20 protein-coding genes are annotated in these 18,313 nt (G+C 70.9%); 11 read left to right on the top strand and 9 right to left on the bottom strand.

Features of this window, described 5'->3' with window-relative positions:
• Positions 1-196: 196 nt before the first annotated feature.
• Complete coding sequence (locus KUM44_RS20685; RefSeq protein ID WP_217209702.1) at positions 197-583, top strand: VOC family protein; 387 nt, start codon at positions 197-199, stop codon at positions 581-583.
• A gap of 64 nt (positions 584-647) precedes the next feature.
• Positions 648-1,712, top strand: coding sequence for an adenosine deaminase (locus tag KUM44_RS20690; protein WP_217209703.1), 1,065 nt, complete (start codon positions 648-650; stop codon positions 1,710-1,712).
• Here the strand turns inward: KUM44_RS20690 and KUM44_RS20695 are convergent.
• Both KUM44_RS20695 and KUM44_RS20700 read right to left on the bottom strand, forming a co-directional pair.
• The gene (locus tag KUM44_RS20695; protein WP_217209704.1) at positions 1,700-2,209 is read right to left on the bottom strand and encodes a DUF664 domain-containing protein; all 510 of its coding nucleotides are present in this window, start codon (positions 2,207-2,209) and stop codon (positions 1,700-1,702) included. The two genes, KUM44_RS20690 and KUM44_RS20695, sit on opposite strands and share 13 nt — an antisense overlap.
• A gap of 50 nt (positions 2,210-2,259) precedes the next feature.
• Positions 2,260-3,150 (bottom strand): LysR substrate-binding domain-containing protein, encoded by an 891-nt coding sequence (locus tag KUM44_RS20700; protein ID WP_217209705.1) that lies wholly within the window; start codon positions 3,148-3,150, stop codon positions 2,260-2,262.
• A 136-nt stretch (positions 3,151-3,286) separates the two neighbouring features.
• Between KUM44_RS20700 and mgrA the strand changes: the two genes are divergently transcribed.
• Entirely contained in the window at positions 3,287-4,282 is a 996-nt protein-coding gene (mgrA, locus tag KUM44_RS20705) for an L-glyceraldehyde 3-phosphate reductase (protein ID WP_217209706.1), read from the top strand.
• Here the strand turns inward: mgrA and KUM44_RS20710 are convergent.
• A complete protein-coding gene (locus tag KUM44_RS20710; RefSeq protein WP_217209707.1) occupies positions 4,272-4,559 on the bottom strand; it encodes a DUF1905 domain-containing protein in 288 nt (95 codons plus the stop codon). The genes mgrA and KUM44_RS20710 overlap by 11 nt on opposite strands.
• Before the next feature lie 362 nt (positions 4,560-4,921).
• Here KUM44_RS20710 and KUM44_RS20715 point away from each other — a divergent pair, with 362 nt between their 5' ends.
• From KUM44_RS20715 to KUM44_RS20730, 4 genes are all read left to right on the top strand, one after another.
• Positions 4,922-5,332, top strand: coding sequence for a hypothetical protein (locus tag KUM44_RS20715; protein ID WP_217209708.1), 411 nt, complete (start codon positions 4,922-4,924; stop codon positions 5,330-5,332).
• 71 nt (positions 5,333-5,403) lie between these two features.
• Positions 5,404-7,749 carry an FHA domain-containing protein gene (locus KUM44_RS20720; protein WP_217209710.1) on the top strand — a complete coding sequence of 782 codons (2,346 nt, stop codon included), beginning with the start codon at positions 5,404-5,406 and terminating at the stop codon, positions 7,747-7,749.
• 9 nt (positions 7,750-7,758) lie between these two features.
• Complete coding sequence (locus tag KUM44_RS20725) at positions 7,759-8,307, top strand: hypothetical protein (protein ID WP_217209712.1); 549 nt, start codon at positions 7,759-7,761, stop codon at positions 8,305-8,307.
• Entirely contained in the window at positions 8,297-9,295 is a 999-nt protein-coding gene (locus KUM44_RS20730) for a serine/threonine-protein kinase (RefSeq protein ID WP_217209714.1), read from the top strand. The genes KUM44_RS20725 and KUM44_RS20730 overlap by 11 nt, the downstream gene beginning before the upstream one ends.
• Positions 9,296-9,383: 88 nt before the next feature.
• Here the strand turns inward: KUM44_RS20730 and KUM44_RS20735 are convergent, their stop codons facing one another.
• Positions 9,384-10,670: a streptophobe family protein gene (locus KUM44_RS20735; RefSeq protein WP_217209716.1), complete on the bottom strand. Its 1,287-nt coding sequence runs from the start codon at positions 10,668-10,670 to the stop codon at positions 9,384-9,386.
• Positions 10,671-10,895: 225 nt separating this feature from the next.
• Between KUM44_RS20735 and KUM44_RS20740 the strand changes: the two genes are divergently transcribed.
• The 3 genes from KUM44_RS20740 to KUM44_RS20750 all read left to right on the top strand — a co-directional run bounded on the left by KUM44_RS20740 (position 10,896) and on the right by KUM44_RS20750 (position 13,268).
• Entirely contained in the window at positions 10,896-12,161 is a 1,266-nt protein-coding gene (locus tag KUM44_RS20740) for a DUF6777 domain-containing protein (RefSeq protein ID WP_217209718.1), read from the top strand.
• Between the two features lie 98 nt (positions 12,162-12,259).
• Complete coding sequence (locus tag KUM44_RS20745) at positions 12,260-12,715, top strand: ATP-binding protein (protein WP_217209720.1); 456 nt, start codon at positions 12,260-12,262, stop codon at positions 12,713-12,715.
• 82 nt (positions 12,716-12,797) lie between these two features.
• Entirely contained in the window at positions 12,798-13,268 is a 471-nt protein-coding gene (locus KUM44_RS20750) for a helix-turn-helix transcriptional regulator (RefSeq protein ID WP_308402679.1), read from the top strand.
• A 15-nt stretch (positions 13,269-13,283) separates the two neighbouring features.
• Here KUM44_RS20750 and KUM44_RS20755 read toward each other — a convergent pair whose 3' ends face one another.
• Both KUM44_RS20755 and KUM44_RS20760 read right to left on the bottom strand, forming a co-directional pair.
• Positions 13,284-13,886 (bottom strand): ClpP family protease, encoded by a 603-nt coding sequence (locus KUM44_RS20755; protein ID WP_217209722.1) that lies wholly within the window; start codon positions 13,884-13,886, stop codon positions 13,284-13,286.
• Between the two features lies 1 nt (position 13,887).
• The gene (locus KUM44_RS20760; protein ID WP_217209724.1) at positions 13,888-14,526 is read right to left on the bottom strand and encodes an ATP-dependent Clp protease proteolytic subunit; all 639 of its coding nucleotides are present in this window, start codon (positions 14,524-14,526) and stop codon (positions 13,888-13,890) included.
• Positions 14,527-14,695: 169 nt separating this feature from the next.
• Between KUM44_RS20760 and KUM44_RS20765 the strand changes: the two genes are divergently transcribed.
• Positions 14,696-15,178 carry a VOC family protein gene (locus KUM44_RS20765; RefSeq protein ID WP_217209726.1) on the top strand — a complete coding sequence of 161 codons (483 nt, stop codon included), beginning with the start codon at positions 14,696-14,698 and terminating at the stop codon, positions 15,176-15,178.
• Positions 15,179-15,186: 8 nt separating this feature from the next.
• On the opposite strand, the gene KUM44_RS20770 is transcribed toward KUM44_RS20765, so the two are convergent.
• The 3 genes from KUM44_RS20770 to KUM44_RS20780 all read right to left on the bottom strand — a co-directional run bounded on the left by KUM44_RS20770 (position 15,187) and on the right by KUM44_RS20780 (position 18,219).
• Positions 15,187-16,098: an SGNH/GDSL hydrolase family protein gene (locus KUM44_RS20770; RefSeq protein WP_217209727.1), complete on the bottom strand. Its 912-nt coding sequence runs from the start codon at positions 16,096-16,098 to the stop codon at positions 15,187-15,189.
• Positions 16,099-16,228: 130 nt separating this feature from the next.
• Positions 16,229-17,107, bottom strand: coding sequence for a geranyl diphosphate 2-C-methyltransferase (locus KUM44_RS20775; protein ID WP_217209729.1), 879 nt, complete (start codon positions 17,105-17,107; stop codon positions 16,229-16,231).
• A 50-nt stretch (positions 17,108-17,157) separates the two neighbouring features.
• Positions 17,158-18,219 (bottom strand): family 2 encapsulin nanocompartment cargo protein terpene cyclase, encoded by a 1,062-nt coding sequence (locus tag KUM44_RS20780; RefSeq protein WP_217209731.1) that lies wholly within the window; start codon positions 18,217-18,219, stop codon positions 17,158-17,160.
• Positions 18,220-18,313: the final 94 nt, after the last annotated feature.

The following is an 18,313-nucleotide window of genomic DNA, read 5'->3' on the forward strand; positions in this document are numbered from 1 at the left end:
CTCCTCCGCCTTGCAGCTGCACGCACCAGGCCCCGCTCGGGTCGGCTGAAAGGAGCCGCGCCTCACAGCCGGGCTGATCCAAACGACAGGGCCTAGGTCTCCGGGGGCGGTCGTGAGTCCCTGCCGCCGGCGACTGGCGCCCGCGAGGTTTTACGTATAACCTCTCCCGTCAATCGCACCTCCCCGGAAGGCCCCGATGAGACGTATCGCCCTGGTCACCCTCGTCGTCGACGACTACGACGAGGCGATCCGTTTCTACACCGAAGCCCTCGGCTTCCGGCTCGTCGAGGACACCCCGCGTCCGGACGGCTCGCGCTGGGTCGTCGTCGCGGCCGACGATCAGGGCACCGCGCTGCTGCTGGCCCGGGCCAAGGGGGACGAGCAGCGGGCCCGGGTCGGCGACCAGACCGGCGGGCGCGTCGGCTTCTTCCTGCACACCGACGACTTCGCCCGCGATCACGCCCGGATGCTCGCCGCGGGCGTGACCTTCCTGGAGGAGCCCCGGCACGAGCCGTACGGTTCGGTCGCCGTCTTCCAGGACCTGTACGGCAATCGCTGGGACCTCCTCCAGCCCGCCGACTGACCTCCCTTCGCCCCCGGAAACCGCCCGGGACCGCCCCGCTCAAGGCTCAAGGAAAGACCCACCCATGACTGCTACGCGCGTAGATGCCGATGTGATCCGCCGCCTCCCCAAGGCCGTCCTGCACGACCACCTCGACGGCGGCCTGCGCCCCGCCACCGTGGTCGAGCTCGCGGCCGAGGTCGGCCACACCCTGCCCACCACCGACCCGGACGAGCTCGCCGCCTGGTACTTCGAGGCCGCGAACTCCGGTGACCTGGTCCGCTACATCGCCACCTTCGAGCACACTCTCGCCGTGATGCAGACCCGTGAGGGCCTGCTGCGCACCGCCGAGGAGTACGTCCTCGACCTGGCCGCCGACGGCGTCGTCTACGGCGAGGTGCGCTACGCCCCCGAGCTGAACACCAACGGCGGGCTGACGCTCGCCGAGGTCGTCGAGACGGTCCAGGAAGGGCTCGCGGCCGGTATGGCCAAGGCCGCGGCCGCCGGCACCCCGGTGCGGGTCGGCACGCTGCTGTGCGGGATGCGGATGTTCGACCGGGTGCGTGAGGCCGCCGACCTCGCCGTGGCCTTCCGGGACGCCGGGGTCGTCGGCTTCGACATAGCCGGCGCCGAGGCCGGCTTCCCCGCCGCCGACCACCTGGACGCCTTCGAGCACCTGCGCCGCGAGAGCGTGCCGTTCACCATCCACGCCGGTGAGGCCGACGGCCTGTCCAGCATCCACCAGGCCCTCCAGATCTGCGGCGCCCAGCGCATCGGCCACGGCGTGCGCATCACCGACGACATCGTGGACGGCAAGCTCGGCCGCCTCGCCGGCTGGGTGCGTGACCGCCGTATCGCGCTGGAGATGTGCCCGACGTCCAACCTCCAGACCGGCGCCGCCACCTCCATCGCCGAGCACCCGATCACCGCGCTGAAGGACCTCGGTTTCCGCGTCACCCTCAACACCGACAACCGGCTGGTGTCGGGGACGACGATGACGCGCGAGATGTCGCTGCTGGTCGAGGAGGCCGGCTGGACGGTCGAGGACCTGCGCACGGTCACGGTGAACGCCCTGAAGAGCGCGTTCATCCCGTTCGACGAGCGCAAGGCCCTCATCGAGGACGTGGTGCTCCCGGGCTACGTGCTCTGAATCAGCCCGCGCACATAGGCGGCCTGTCCGACGTGCTGAAGATCGTCGGACAGGACGCTTACCAGCCGTACGCCCAGGCTGACCGGCGGATCCCAGCGCTCGTCCACAATGCGCTCCAGATCCTTGGCGGCCACCTCGCGCAGGGCTCCCACGGTCTGGGCGTGCACGGCGTCGTAGTAGCCGGTCAGCAGGTCACCGGAGTCGACCCGCACCTTGGCGACCTTCGCCGCGGTGTGGCCGTAGCCGGTGTCGTGGCGCGGCAGGTCGAGGCCGAAGGTCTTCTGGAAGTCCTGGGTCAGCCAGACCTGGTCGAGGTCGAAGGCGTCGGCGATGTGGTCGTCCTGGACACGGGTGAGATGCCAGATCAGCCAGGCGACGGAGTTGGCGTCGGGGGAGGGGCGGGCGACGAGGTCGTCCGGGTCCAGGCCCTCGACGGCGGCGTGGACTTCTTCCTGGATGCGGTTGTACCCGTCGATGAGGATGTCCTTCGCATGCATGGCTCCACCATCGCGCAAAGCCGTCCGGCACGCGCCCTTGGAACCGGCCGTCAGGCCGCGCCGTCCGTCTCCAGCAGTGCCATCAGGGCCCGCGCCGCCGGGCTCGTGGCCTGCGGGGGCGGCAGCAGTGCGACCGTCTCGTAGACGGTCTCGCCGGTGCCCTTCACCGGCAGTGCGGTCAGTGAGCCGCGCTTGTGCCGGAAGTGGCGCGGAACGACGGCGATGCCGAGATCCTCGTCCACCAGGTCCAGGAGGCTGTGCACGTCGTTGACCTCCAGGGCGACCGTCCGTCGTACGCCCGCCGCCGCGAAGACGGCATCGGTGGTGCGGCGCGGCCCCCAGTCCGGGTGGAAGTCGACGAAGACCTCACCGCCCAGCTCCTCGGGGGTGACTGCGGCGCCGGCCTGAGCGAGCCGGTGGCTGGGGTGGCACAGGACGGTCATCGGCTCGCCGGTGAGCGGTACGACCCGCAGCTGGTCGGTGTCCTCCTGCGCCGCGCGGACGGCGAAGGCCAGATCGAGGCGTCCGGCCGCGACCTCCTCCGCGAGCGCGCCCGACCCCGCCTGACGCAGACAGATCTCCACGTCCGGATGCTGCCGCCGGAAGGCCGCGAGCAGCCCGGCCACATGCACCCCGGCGATGCACTGCTCGGACCCGAGCGCCAGCATCCCGCGCAGCACGCCCTGGACCGCGGCCACCGCCTCATGGGCGGCCCGCACCTGCGCCAGGATCCGTTCCGCCTCGCCCAGCAGCGCCCGCCCGGCCGGGGTGAGGGTGACCCTGCGGGTCGTCCGCACGAACAGCGGGGTCTGCAACTCCCGCTCCAAGGCCCGGATCGAGGCCGAAAGACCCGACTGGGAGACCATGAGGCGCTCGGCCGCCCGGGTGAAGTGGTGGTCCTCGGCGACCGCCACGAAGTGCTGGAGATGGCGCAGTTCCATGATTGAGCAGCGTATTCGCTGAATCCCATCTGATTTACCTGTTGGACCACTGCCCGCAGGTCGCGACAGCATGGACGGCGACTGGAAACCGGCTCTTCGGAGCCGTTCTTCGTGTGCCAACCCCTCTGGAGTCGCGTTGTACACCGCACACACCGACCGCTACGCGGACATGCCCTACCGGCGCACCGGACGCAGCGGCCTCAAGCTCCCCGCGCTGTCCCTCGGTCTGTGGCACAACTTCGGGCCGGCGGACCGCTCGGTCGAGCACCAGCGGGCCATCCTGCGCCGCGCCTTCGACCTCGGCGTCACCCACTTCGACCTGGCCAACAACTACGGCCCGCCGCCCGGGGCCGCCGAGTCGGCGTTCGGCGAGGCACTGAAGGCGGACTTCGCGCCGTACCGGGACGAGCTGATCATCTCGACCAAGGCCGGCTATCTGATGTGGCCCGGCCCGTACGGCGAGTGGGGTTCCCGCAAGTACCTGCTGTCCTCGCTCGACCAGAGCCTGAAGCGGATGGGTCTGGAGTACGTCGACATCTTCTACTCGCACCGCCCCGACCCGGACACTCCGCTGGAGGAGACGATGGGGGCTCTGCACTCGGCGGTGCAGCAGGGCAAGGCGCTGTACGTCGGCATCTCCAACTACTCGGCCGAGCAGACCCGTCAGGCCGCCCGCATCCTGGGCGAGCTGGGCACCCCGCTGCTCATCCACCAGCCCGCCTACTCGATGCTGAACCGCAGCCCCGAGGAGGAGGGCCTGCTCGACGCCCTGGACGAGCTTCAGGTCGGCTCGATCGTCTTCTCCCCGTTGGCGCAGGGCCAGCTGACCTCCCGCTATCTCGACGGCATCCCGAAGGACTCGCGGGCCGCGAGCGGCAGCCCGTTCCTGAACGCCGACGCGATCACCGAGGAGCTGCTGGGCAAGCTGCGTGCCCTGAACGAGATCGCGGGGTCCCGCGGGCAGACGCTGGCCCAGCTGGCCCTGGCCTGGGTCCTGCGCGGCGGCCGGGTGACCTCGGCGCTCGTCGGTGCGAGCAGCGCCCAGCAGATCGAGGACAGCGTCGCCGCCACCCGCAACCTCGACTTCGACGCGGAGGAACTGGCCCGGATCGAGGAGATCCTCAAGGGCTGAGCCGCTCCGTCAGGCGCACGGTCACCGAGTCGCCCTCCTGCTTCCCGATGGCCTCGCGCACCTCGGCCTTCACGGGAAGCTTGTGGGTGCCGTCGCCGAGGGCCATGAACGAACTCTGGAACGGATGTCCGTCGACCGTCCCCCGGACCTTGACCAGGCCACGGGTACCGAAGAAGTCGACGGACTCCGGCCAGACGACATAGGTCCAGCCGCCTTCGCTGGGGCTCTTGAGCAGGACGGCGGTGAATTCCGCGTCCACTCGCGTGTTCGTGGTCATGGTGTACTCCGTTCGCGGCGGTCCGTCACGGCCTTCACTGGTCACGGCCTTCACCGGCCGTGGCCTTCACCGCTCAGACCGCCGCGAGAGGCCGAACTCATCGCTCATGTCCCGGCGGGCACCACCCGGTAATGCCCCGGTCACACCCCGGGTTGACGTGTACCCGCCGTGTTTCGGCCAATACTGGCTGTGAATATGCCAGGAGACTGGCCGGAAAGTCGTGGTGACAGTGTTTCAGTAGTGAACATACTCAACTACGAGGGTGCCTCACATGGGGCGACGGCGCCCTTACGCACCGCTCATGGGCCGCAGGGAAAGCGAGGACCGCCGACAGGCGAACACGGCAACACGGGGGAGGCAACGTGCACGACGAGTTCCTGTGCCATGTCACCGCATACGGCGTCTGCGGCGGCCGGCGCATCGGTGTACCCCTGGGAACGTACCGGGCGCCCACCCTGGCCCTCGCGCTGTGGTGGCTGCGGGACCGGGCCTCCTGGATCGCCGAGCGATTAGACCCGCGACCGGACGCCGAGCACTTCCCGCCGAGTGCGCTCGTCCCGGTCGCCGACAATGTGCCCGACGTGCCGGCCGTGCTCCGGGCCTGGTGCGGTGATCTGGGCCAACAGGAGCTGGTGGGCGACGAGTTGGCGGCCGGGCGGCTGGTGCGGATCGCCGTGAGCGACGAGACCACCGAGTACGAACTGCTCGCCGAGTCGGTGGACGCCCTGCGGATGCAGCGGACCATCCCGGCGCTGGTCGTGCCCGTCGGCTAGCCCAGTGGGCGGCGCGGGGGCGGGACTGGCGCAAGCAGGCGCATATCCGAACAGATCGATAGAATCATGGCATGGCGGAGCGACCGGCCGCACCGACTGCGCCTGAACTCGTCCTGGAGACCGAGTCGGGATCCACCGTGATGACCCCGGGCCGTGACTACCACGTCGGACGTGACCCCCTCAGCGACATCGTCATCGACGACGCCCGCGTCTCCTGGCACCACGCGGTGCTGCGCCCCGACGCCGACCACTGGACCCTCGCCGACGAGAACAGCACCAACGGCACCTACACCGAGGGCCACCGCATCCGCGAGTGGGACGTCGGTCCCGGCACCGTCATCCGCTTCGGCAACCCGTCCGACGGCCCCCGCGCGGTACTCCTCGACCGCACTCCTCCGGTCGGCGCCGCGAACCGCCCCTCGGCGGTCTCCATGCCCAGCCTCACGGGTACCTTCCGCCGGCCCACCACCGTCCGGCCGCTGCCCGCCCGCGCCGTGCGCATCGGCCGCGCCGCCGACAACGACCTGGTCATCGACGACCTGATCGTCTCCCGTCACCACGCCGAGCTGCGCGCGCTGCCCGACGGCACGTACGAGATCGTCGACCTGGGCAGCCACAACGGCACCTACCTCAACGGCAGTTCCGTCACCCGTGCGCCCGTCGGTGTCGGTGACATCGTCGGCATCGGCCACTCCGCGTTCTGCCTGGTCGGGGAGGAACTCCAGGAGTACGTCGACACCGGCGAGGTCTCCCTGGAGGTGCAGGACCTCGCGGTCGCCGTCGACCACGGCCGCAAGCTCCTCCTCGACAACGTCTCCTTCCCGGTGGGGGAGAAGTGCCTGCTCGCCGTCGTCGGCCCGAGCGGTGCCGGCAAGTCCACGCTGCTCAACGCCCTCACCGGCCAGCGCCCCGCCGACCACGGCACCGTCCTCTACGACGGCCGCGACCTCTACCACGACTACGCCGAGCTTCGTCAGCGCATCGGCCTGGTCCCGCAGGACGACATCCTGCACGGCCAGCTCACCGTCCGCAGCGCCCTGTCCTACGCCGCCGAACTGCGCTTCCCGCAGGACACCGCCAAGGCCGAGCGCCGGGCCCGGGTCGACGAGGTCATCCACGAGCTGGGCCTGGAGCAGCGTGTCGACCAGCCCGTGCACAGCCTGTCGGGCGGCCAGCGCAAGCGCGTCAGCGTCGCCCTGGAACTGCTGACCAAGCCGTCGCTGCTGTTCCTCGACGAACCGACCTCAGGCCTCGACCCCGGCATGGACCGTTCGGTGATGAACATGCTGCGCGGCCTCGCCGACGACGGCCGTACCGTCATCGTCGTCACCCACAGCGTGCTCAGCCTCGACATCTGCGACCGGCTCCTCGTCCTCGCGCCGGGCGGACGGATCGCCTACTACGGCCCGCCCGAGGAGACCTTGCTCTTCTTCGGCTTCGAGCACTGGCCGGAGGCCTTCGAGGCCTTCGAACGCGACCAGGAACGGGACTGGGCGGGCGACTACCGTGCCTCGATCTACCACCGGCAGTACATCGCCGACGCCACCGCACAGCCCCGGCAGCCCCGCACCGGCCCGGTCCTCATCACCCGGCCGCCCCGGCCGCGCAACCGCCGCGCCCAGCTCGGCACCCTGATCCGGCGCTACGCCTCGGCGCTCGGCGCCGACCGCACCTTCCTCGCCATCATGATCGCCCTGCCGTTCGTGATGGGGGCGATGACCCGCGCGCTCGCGGGCGGCAGCCTGACCCAGGACAAGGCGACGAGCGCCCTGCTGATCCTGTGCGTCGGCGGCGTCCTCACCGGCGCCGCGAACGCCGTACGCGAACTGGTCAAGGAGCGCGTCATCTACCAGCGCGAGCGCGCCGTCGGCCTGCCCAGATCGGCGTATCTGATGTCCAAGGTGGTGGTCCTGGGGACGATCACCGTGCTCCAGGCCGTCGTGCTGACCCTGGTCGCGCTGCTCGGCGTCGACCTCAACGCGCCCGGCGGCGAAGGCGTGTTGATGCCGCCCCTCGTCGAGATCACCGTCGCCGTCGCCCTGCTGGCCTTCACGGCGATGATGCTCGGCCTGGTCGTCTCCGCGCTGGTGCGCAAGGAGGAGGTGACCATGCCGCTGCTGGTGCTGCTCGCCATCGTCCAGGTCGTCTTCTGCGGGGCGCTTCTGAAGCTCGACGGTGTTCCCGGCCTGGAGCAGCTGTCCTGGGTGGTGCCCTCCCGGTGGGCGTTCGGCGCGATGGCCGGCACCGTCGATCTGGCCCGGATCGCGCCCGGAGACCTGACCGGCGATCCGCTGTTCGAGCACTCACCCGGGGTGTGGCTGCTCAACGTGGGCATGCTCGTCGTGCTCTCGCTCCTCTTCGGCTACCTCGTCTCCCGGCTGCTGCGCCGGCGCGAACCCGTCGTGATGCGGAAGTAGGCGCGGACCATGGCATCCCCCGGCTTCCGGCCCACCCACGTCGTCCCCCAGCGCGGCATGCCCGCCTGGGAGGAGCCCGACCCCGCCCGGCCCACCGTGCCCCTCGACCCGTTCCTGCCGGTCCGGCTGGTCGAACGGCGGGGCGACTGGGGGCACGTCCTGTGCGCCAACGGATGGTCGGCCTGGGTCGACGGCCGCTTCCTGGTCGCCGTGCCCCAGGACCCGCCCACCGCCGCCGACGGGCCGGTCACCCGTACGGCCGATCCGCGCCCGCTGCTCACCCGCGTCGAGCGGGTGCTGGCCGACTACCGGTCCGCGGTGGAGGACCTGGCGTCCGGCGGCATGGACGGCGAGTCCTTCCGCGCCCGCACCTCGGGGCTGCGGATCGGGGCGGTCGTCGACGGGGAGTCCATGTGGCTGTACGACGCCGAGCAGGGGCGGTGGGAGTACGTGGACGGCACCCGGCTAACCACCTACGCCACGGACGACGGCCCCCGCGCCGCCGCCGACGACCCCGGCCATGCCCCGACCAGGGTCGTGACGCCCGATGGCCCGTGACACCAGCCTCTTCTCCGGCCGGCCTTCCGAGCTGATCGGCCGCCAGGTCGCGGGCTACCGCATCGAACGCGAGATCGGGAGAGGTGGCATGGCCGTGGTCTACCGCGCCAAGGACCTGCGCCTGGACCGCACGGTCGCGCTGAAGCTCCTCGCGCCCGAACTCGCCCGCAACGACACCTTCCGCCGCCGCTTCACCCACGAGTCCCGGGCCGCCGCCGCGATCGACCATCCGCACATCGTGCCCGTCTTCGAGGCCGGCGAGACGGACGGCGTCCTCTACATCGCCATGCGCTACGTCTCCGGCAGCGACCTGCGCCATCTGCTCGACAGCCAGGGCCCGCTGACGCCCGCGACGGCCCTGCGGATCGCCGCGCAGGTCGCCTCCGCTCTCGACGCGGCGCACGAGAACGGCCTGGTCCACCGGGACGTGAAACCCGGCAACATCCTCGTCGCCCGCGGCACCGACAGCGACCACCCCGAGCACGCCTACCTCACCGACTTCGGCCTGACGAAGAAGTCCCTGTCCCTGACCGGCTTCACCACCGTCGGCCAGTTCGTCGGCACCCTCGACTACGTGGCCCCCGAGCAGATCTCGGGCAAACCGGTCGACGCCCGCTGCGACGTCTACGGCTTCGCCTGCGTGGTCTACGAGTGCCTGACGGGCCACCCGCCCTTCCGCCGCGACGAGGACATGGCCCTGCTCTGGGCCCACCAGTACGACGACCCCCCACCGGTGACCGAGGCCCGCCCGGACCTCGCCCCACCCGTCGACGACGTCTTCGCCGACGCCCTGGCCAAGAGCCCCGAGGACCGCCACGACTCCTGCCTCGCCTTCGTCACCGACCTGCGCGCGGCGGTGACCGGCGGCCCGGCGGGCGGGCGCCCGGAGACCGCGGTGGACCACCGGGTCGTAGGAGCCCCGGCAGAACCCGCGAAGGAGTCGCCGAAGCCACCGCCACGCTGGGCGGAGCCGGTGTTCCGGCAGTGACTGTCGCGCACCCCCACTGTCGCGCAACCCCACTGTCGCCCAACCCCGCTGTCGCGCAATCCCCGCTCTTCGGCGGCCCTCGTGCCGGTCATCCTTCCCCGCGGGCCGCGACCTCGCCCCGATGCCGTGTCGGCCGGGCCAGCAGCGCGCCGAGGAACCCCGTGACCAGGCCCCAGAGCAGGGCCAGGCCGATGGCGGGCCATACGTGTGGCTTCAGGTACAGCTCGCCGGCCAGGTCGCCGCCCAGTTCGCCGATGCCGAGGATCGACAGGCCGTAGTGGGCGGAGGTGCGGGCGAGGAGGCAGATCGTCAGGACCGTGAGGGCCAGTGCTACGGCCATGTGCACGGCGTGCTGCCACAGGCGGATCCGGGCCGGTGAGCGCCGTGCCATGACGAAGGCGGCGGCCAGCAGCAGGACCGCGTCGACGGCGACCAGCCACCACACCCGGCCGTCGTGCTCTGCGAGCGTGCCCAGGTTCAGCTCGGAGACGTCGCCGCCGCGCAGCACCTCGTCGAGCACATGCGGCATGGGCAGCCCGAACGGCCCGTCCACCCGGCCGTCCCAGGTCGCGCCGAGCCCGATCGTGAGGGCGAGCCACACCAGGTTCGGCAGTCCCAGCAGGATCGCCGCGAAGGTCTCGGCCGGGTGCCCGCGGGTCGCCGCGACGATCACGCCGATGACCGCACCGAGGACGACATACGCGAGCAGCAGCGCCACCATGGCGTACGCGGCCGGGCGCACCGACTCCTGGAAGCGCAGCAGCCGGCCCGGCAGCGGAGCCCCGCGCGAGACCAGCAGGGCCAGTACCAGCACGCCCACCAGCCACAGCAGACCGAACAGGACAGTCGCCGCGACGTCCGTGGTGAAGCCGACCTCGGGGGAGATGCCGAACAGGTCGCCGATGTCGGCGAGCACATCCTGACCGAGGTCGTCGAGGGAGAGGGTGAAGGTCTGGCGCGCGGAGAAGCACAGCCCCAGTAGCGCGACCAGCCACAGTACGGCGATCCTGGCGGCCCACCCGGCCAGTTCACCGGCGCCTGCGACCGCCCGGTGCCGCAGCGGCCGCAGAAAACCGGCGGCCAGGACGAGCGCGCCGGTGAGCGTCACGGACAGCGGGATCACCGTCAGCCCGGCGTCGGGCTCGGCCAGCACCCCGGCGTCCCCCGACAGTTCGATCGTGCCACCGACCGCCGTGACGACGGTCGCCGCGACGACCCGCGGGAAGGCGTTGTCGGGCAGGTCGGCCGCCCCCGCCGCCCACAGCCCCAGCGCGGCGACCACCCCCATGGAGAGCAGCCCGGCCAGCACCGTGACGAAGGCCCGCACCCAGCCATGGGCGGCCACGGCCGGACGGGAAGGGGTCAGCACGCTCACCCTGACCACGCTAAGCAGCGCCCCAGCCGCTCGCCCGCCGAGAGGTCCGTCCGCGTCGGCTTGCGAACGGCCCGCCACCGGAGCACAGAATGGGAGAGCTACCCAAAGATGACAGAAGTAGCAGAAGCAGTGATAACGGCAAGACGAAAGTGGCAGAAGGCGTAGGCGTCGCAGGAGTTCCACGCCGGGCGTCCCGCACGAATCCTGCGTCGGGAAGAAGGCCTCGTGAGCGTCGAACCTCCGTCGTCCGGCCGTCCCTCAGGACCGCCCTCGGGCCCCCTGTCGGGCCCCTCCCAGCCGCCCTCGGGCCCGCCCGCGCCGCCCCCGTCCGGCAGCGGCGCCGGAGCCCCGAGCCCCGAGCCCCACCAGCCCTGGTGGAAGTCCGTACCCCGCATCGCCATCCTCTCCACCGTGGTCGTGGCCGCCGTGGTCCTCGCCCTCGTCCTCTCCCGCGGCGACGGCGGCACCGGCGACAGCGCACAGGGAGAGGTCTTCCTCCAGTCCGCCGGCAGCACCGGCCCCGATCCGTTCACCGAGTCCACGGCGACGGACAGCTCCGCCCCGCCCGTCACCCCGTCCCCGGCCACCGAGTCGGCCCCCGCGAACGCGGTGATCGGCGTCGACGGCGGCGCACCCGGCCTGTACGGCGGCACCCGCAACGTCGCCAGCTGCGACGTGGAGAAGCAGATCAGGTACCTCCAGCAGGCTCCGGAGAAGAACAGGGCGTTCGCGTCGGTCGCCGGTGTCGAGGCCTCCGACGTCCCCTCCTATCTGCGTTCGCTCACCCCCGTCCAGCTCCGCATGGACACCCGCGTCACCAACCACGGCTACCGCGACGGCGCCGCCGACAGCTACCAGGCCGTCCTCCAGACGGGCACGGCGGTCCTGGTGGACGACCACGGGGTGCCCCGGGTGCGCTGCGCCTGCGGCAACCCGCTGACCGAGCCGGTCGCCCGACAGGGCACGCTCCGGCAGACCGGCGACTCCTGGCCCGCGTACCGTCCCTCGAACGTCGTGGTGGTCACACCCGCGCCGAAGGTCGTCAAGAAGTTCGTCATCTACGACCACGACCACGACGAGTGGATCGCCCGCGACCGCGGCGACGATGCCCACAAGGACAAGAAGACCAAGCGGCCCGTGAAGCCCTCCCCGTCGGTGAGCGTGTCGAAGCCGACCTCACCGAGCTCCCCCACGTCGACCACCCCGTCCTCGCCGTCGACGAAGGACGAGACGACCAAGGACGAGACGACCAAGGACGAGACGACGAAGGACGAGACGACGAAGGACGAGACGACGAAGGACGAGACGACGAAGGACGAGACGACCAAGGACGAGACCACGACCGACGGATCCACGTCCGAAGAGCAGACGACGGAGCCCGAGTCGCCCGGGACCACCACCTCGTCCCAGGAGCCGCCGGACGAGGAGATGACCACGGAGTCACAGTCGACGTCCGGCGGCACGCCGGCGTCGTCCCCGCCGCTGCTGTGACGTACGGCGCCACCTGCACGGTGACTGCGCGGCTCCGCTCTGGGTACGAGGACTGGTGCAGCAGTGTCCGGCCAGTCCGGCTTCCGAGAGAGAAACGCATGATCGAGCACGTGGACGGGGCAGTGATTCCGACTGGTTTCGACGTGCCCGTGGAACCACTACGGCGGGCGGCGCACTACAGCGGCGAACCGGGATGCATCGCCGAGGCACGGTCCTTCGCCGCGCTCTTCCTCGGCCGGCTCAGGACCGAGTGGTGCGCCACGATCGCACAGCCCGCCGAGGACAAGGTGCTTCTCGTGGTCAGCGAGCTGGTCACCAACGCCGACCGGCACAGCAACGGCCCGTACATCCTGGACCTGGAGGGCACCGACGACGCGGTGACGGTCTGCGTGTACGACAGCAGCTCCGCCCTGCCCCGCCGCTACCCCAAGGATCCGGAACGCGTCGGCCGGCACGGCCTGGAGATAGTCCACGCGCTCGCCGCGGAGGTCGCCGTGGAACGGGTGCCGGTCGGCAAGCTGGTGCGCGCGGTGCTGGCGCTGACCGACACGTGACGGGCCGGGCGGGGACCGCGATTTCCCCCAGGGCGGAACGCTGATCCCTTCCCCTCGCGTCCCTCGCTCATAGGCTGGGAAAGTGAGCAATCAAGCGCCGAACGAAGCCCGCGTCATTCCGTTGCGCCCACCGGCTGCCAGCCCACCGGCCGCCCGCCCACCGGCCGCCCGTGCGCCGATCACCCCCGTGGCCACGCCCACGCCTCCCGCCGCCCCGTCGCCGGGCCCCGCGGCCAGGGAACCGCTGTGGCGCGACCTCGTCGGCGACGCCCTGCGCCGTGAGCGGCTGGCCCAGGAGCGCACCCTCAAGGACGTGGCCGACGCCGCCCGCATCTCCATGCCGTACCTCTCGGAGGTCGAGCGCGGCCGCAAGGAGGCCTCCTCGGAGGTCCTCGCGGCCGCCGCCCACGCCCTCGGGCTCGGCCTCGGCGACCTGCTGTCGCTGGCGCAGGGCGAGTTGGTCCGGCTCACCAGCCGCCAGGTGCCGGGCGGCAGCCGCGGCGGCCACGCCAGGACCGGTTCGTCGTACGACGGGATGTGCCTGGCGGCGTGAGGTCGGGCCGGCGCCTCAGACCCGCACGAGGCGCCGGCTCACCACCTCGTCGGCCAGCCCGTACGCCACCGCTTCCTCCGCGGTGAACACCTTGTCGCGGTCCATGTCCGCGCGCAGTGTCGGGATGTCGTGGTGCGTGTGCCGGGCCAGCACCTCCTCGACCTGGGAGCGGATCCGGACCATCTCCTTGGCCTGGAGGGCGAGATCGGACACCACGCCCCGGCTGCCGCCGCTGGCGGGCTGGCCGAGCAGCACACGCGCGTGCTCCAGCACGAACCGCCGCCCCGGATCCCCTCCGGCCAGCAGTACGGCCGCCGTGGACGCCGCCTGGCCCACGCAGAACGTGGAGATCGGCGCCTGCACGTACGTCATGGTGTCGTAGATCGCCATGAGGGAAGTGAACGATCCACCGGGAGAGTTGATGTAGATCGCGACCTCGCTCTCCGGCGACGCCGACTCCAGATGGAGGAGTTGCGCGATGACGACGTTGGCGACGCCGTCGTCGATCTCCGTGCCGAGGAAGATGATCCGCTCCGACAGCAGCCGGCTGAACACGTCGTAGGACCGCTCGCCCTGCGGCGTGCGCTCGACGACGTTCGGAATCGTGTAGGTCCCCATGTCACAGCCCCATCCGTCGTCGGGAGGAAGCCGGGCGGACATCCGCGAGGGACTCCACCACCCGGTCCACCATGCCGTACTCCCTGGCCTCCTCGGCCGTGAACCAGCGGTCGCGGTCCCCGTCCCGGGAGATGGTCTCCGGACTCTGGCCGGTGTGCTCCGCGGTGATCCGCTCGATGGTCCGCTTCGTGAACTCCAGGTTCTCCGCCTGGATCTCGATGTCCGCGGTGGTCCCGCCGATGCCCGCCGACGGCTGGTGCATCATGATCCGCGCGTTCGGCAGCGCGTACCGCTTGCCCTCGGCGCCGACGCTCAGCAGGAACTGGCCCATGCTCGCCGCGAAGCCCATGGCGAGCGTCGAGACGTCGTTCGGGATCAGCCGCATCGTGTCGTAGATGGCGAGCCCCGCGTGCACCGAGCCGCCGGGGCTGTTGATGTACAGCGCGATGTCGGTGCGCGGGTCCTCCGCGGACAGGATCAGCAGCTGGGCGCAGACCCGGTTCGCGGAGACCTCGTCGACCTGGGTGCCCAGCAGGACGATGCGCTGCGCCAGCAGCTGGGACGCGAGCTGGTCGTCGAAGCGGGTGGGCGGGGTGTCGCCCTCCTCCGCCCGCGGAACGAGCGTGGTGAGTGGTGTCATCGGTTCTCCTCGTCGTGGCGCGGATGCCGTCGACTCCACTGTTGACCGCGGACGACGTCAGCAGACGCTTTCTCTGCCGGTGGCAGATTCGCCACGGGCAGAGCGATGAGTTCCGGGACGAGGACCGGTCGACAGAGATGACAGTGCTCTGCTCGCCCAGGAGGTACTCATGGCATCCGACGGTTTCACCACGTGTCTCTGGTTCGACGGCCAGGCGGAGGAGGCCGCCCATTTCTACGTCTCGATCTTCAAGAACTCCAGCATCGGAAAGGTCGCCCGCTACCCCGAGGGAGCCATGCAGCCCGCCGGCAGCGTGATGACCGTCGAGTTCACGGCCAACGGCCACAGGTTCCTCGGACTCAACGGCGGCCCCCAGTTCAAGTTCACCGAGGCGACCTCCTTCATGATCTTCTGCGAGAACCAGGAGGAGATCGACTACTACTGGGCCAAGCTCACCGAGAACGGCGGCGAGCCCGGCCCGTGCGGCTGGCTCAAGGACAGGTTCGGTGTGTCCTGGCAGGTCGTCCCGGACCGGCTCGACGCCATGGTCACCGACCCGGACCCGCAGAAGGCGGCCCGCGTGACCAAGGCGTTCATGGCGATGCACAAGTTCGACATCGCCGCCCTGGAGAAGGCCTACGCGGGCGAGTGAGCCATGCTCTACGGGTTCTCGCGGATCGCCCGGGTGATCTCCAGGGCGATCCGCAGGATTCCCGGGGAGCGGACCGGGCAGGGCTTCGGCGTCGAGGTCGTGGGCGCCAGACAGAAGTGCAGGTAGTCGTCGTCGCGATGCAGGGCCGTACGGTCGCGGCCCGGCTGGGTGCAGTACCCGTCGTGGCTGCGCTCGTACGCCGTGCACGGCAGGTACTGCACCCAGGAGTAGCGCGCCCCGGCCGCACTCACCGCCTTGCCCGCGTCGGCCACCAGGTCGCCCGAGGCGGCGGCCCGCTTCTCGTAGAGGGCGTTGACGCGCCGGACCCGGTCGGGTGTGACCGGGTCCGGGCCCTGCGACACCCAGACGATCCGGGCGTCACCGGCCGCGGCGATCTGGTCGGCCAGCCGCTCCATGTCGGCCGCGTACCGCTGGAAGTACTTCCCGGGCGAGGCGTCGTAGGTGATCCCGTCCATGCACGGCGTATAGCCCCACGCGTTGCCCCAGAACTGGAGCACCACGAAGTCCGGCCGCAGCCGGCGCACCAGGGTGGCCGCCTTGTCCGCGACCGGCACGAGGGACCGCTCGCCCGTGCCCTCCAGGTAGTCGCACAGGGTGGTTCCCGAGTACGGGGCGCTGGTGTACGTCGCCCGCAGGCCGCGGCGCAGCTCCTGCCCGAGCACCTCCTGCGCCTCCATGGCCAGCGAGTCGCCCAGGTACAGCACGGTGGGCGCCTTCGCAGGGGCGTTCGTGCCCGAGTTCGCGCTCGGCGGGGCGGACGCCCGCTGCTGTGTCGTGACCGACGCGCGCGGCACATCCGGGGGCGGCGCGGGCTCCGGCCCGGACGCCGGGTCCCCGCACGCGCCGAGCAGCACGGCGGCCAGCAGCACGCCCACTCCCACGTTCCACGGCTTGCGCATACGGCAACTCCCGCCCCGGGCAGGGAAAACGGTTCCCCAGGCAAGCACAGCCGGGACCAACGCGGAAGACCCGCGTCGGCCACGGAACACCATGGCCGACGCGAGCCCGACGGAAGTGGAGGCGGCTCGCTCAGACCCGGTCCGCCGCGATCAGCAGATACTGGAAGCTGCCGTTGCGGTACGCGTTCAGGAACGTGTCCTCGATGCCCGTCACCAGATGGTCGGCCTCGCGGCGCAACTCCCAGTAGGGGATGGTCGCTTCGGTGAGATCCTCCACATGGACCGGGACGAGCCGGTTGCGGGCCATCGCGCGGAAGTACGCCGAGCGCGGATGGATGTCGCAGATGTAGTGCGCGTTGATGAGGGAAACCTCGCGGGAGGCCCGCCCGTACCTGTCGTTGTAGCAGCCGGTGATCACCACATAGCGGCCGCCGCGGCGCAGCAGCCGGGCGTGCTCGGCGAACAGCAGGTCCAGCTCGACGTACATGCTCGACTCGTTGTTCCAGGACGCCGCGTACGCCCCGGACGTCAGCCCCGTGTCCAGCATGTTGCGGTGGTGGTAGCGCACCCGGCCGTCGATTCCCCGCTTGCGGGCCTGCGCGTTGGCGAACTCGGCCTGCTTCTCCGAGATGGTCACGCCGTCGGCGTGGCAGCCGTACCGCAGATGCGCCGTGACACTGCCGCCGCCGCGCCCGCAGCCGGCGTCGAAGACGCGGTCGGCGGGGGAGAGGGGGCCCAGGCGGTCGGCGAGGAGTTCGGCCTGGGCGTGCTCCAGCCGGTGCAGTTCGGTGGTGATGCGTTCCCGCCGCAGTTCGGGGTCGGATTCGTCGAGCACGGTGCGGTCGGCGGCACCGATGCCGTAGTGATGGTGGTAGAGGTCGTCGAGCTTTCCGAGTTCGAGGTTGACCGGGTTCTCCTCGGCGTTCCAGTAGTCCGCGACACGGGTCTGGTACGTCGACTGGGTCGGCACCTGCGCTGCCTTGGCGCCGGCTTCGGGGGCGATGGTCAACGGTGACTCCTCGTGCTGGTGCTTATGACGCTCTGTCATTCGATCGCGCTTTACCAGTAGTTGGGCAGGTGATAGCGGTGGCTGTTGGTGGCGTGCCACTCGTGGTTGCCGGCCACCCAGTCGGACAGGCTGCGGACATAGCGCTCGACGAGCGGTGAGGTGGCCGACAGCAGCGCCGACTCCTTCTCGAACGCCTCCATGATCCGGTTGTGGATCTCGACGGCCTTCAGATAGGCCGCCTTGAGACCGCAGCGCCCGTTGCGGGCGATGACCTGGGGCAGGTTCAGATGGTCGGGGTCGCTCGCGAGTTCCTTGGTGAAGGAATAGAGGTCGTTGACGATCGTGGTGGCGTTGCAGGCGAGCGCCGTGACCCGCTGGATCTCGGGGCGGGCGTACACCGGCTCGGGCAGCTCGTAGCCGTCCACGGCGTCCACGATCGACAGACAGGGCCGGAAGTTGTTGAACTGCCGCATCACCAGGTACTCCCAGACCTGCGGGAGATACCGGGTCTCCATCCAGGCGGCCTCCGCGAGATAGCCCAGATGCAGCCGGGCGATGTCGTGGACGAAACGGTCGGTCTGGCTCGGTGTGGCGAAGGCGGCGTAGTCCTGGAGGGCGAAGTGGTACGAACGCAACGGGCCGTCGGCCCGCACGCCCTGGCGCCACTCCTCCTCCAGCTCGGGGATCCCGTGGTACGGGTCGAGCGCCGACTGGGCGAGGATCAGCGGACCCCCCAGGCCGCGGCGGGACCCGCCGCGGCCCTCGTCCTCCTCGCAGTAGCAGGAGTCGACGACGTTCTCGGCGAGCAGCAACTCACCGGCGACCGTCAGACGCTCCAGATCCAGCGCCTGAGGGTGCTGAAGCACCACGGCCCGCCCGAACTGGAACCCTGAGAAGTCGCCCTGCCACGCCTCGGGGAACAGATCGAGGCGCCGGGCCCAGTCCTCCAGCCTGCGGTCGACCTCCGCGGCCTTCTCGGGGTCGGCGGGCGCGACCTGCCGGTACCGGAGTCCGGGGACGGCCCCGCCGCGCCGGGTGCGCAGCGTGCGCGCGAGGTTCGGCGGGCCGGGTAGCGGTGTGGCGGAGGCGGCGTCGGTCGGCGCCGTGCTCATCGGGTACTCCTCAGCAGGTCGGGCGAAGTCCGATGCGGTTCGGCAGCGCCTTCAAGGGGCGCGGGGCAGTGACATCTGCGGCTCCGCCGCGCGG

Source organism: Streptomyces sp. AC550_RSS872, from assembly GCF_019049285.1.
In the GTDB taxonomy this organism is placed as follows: Bacteria; Actinomycetota; Actinomycetes; order Streptomycetales; family Streptomycetaceae; genus Streptomyces.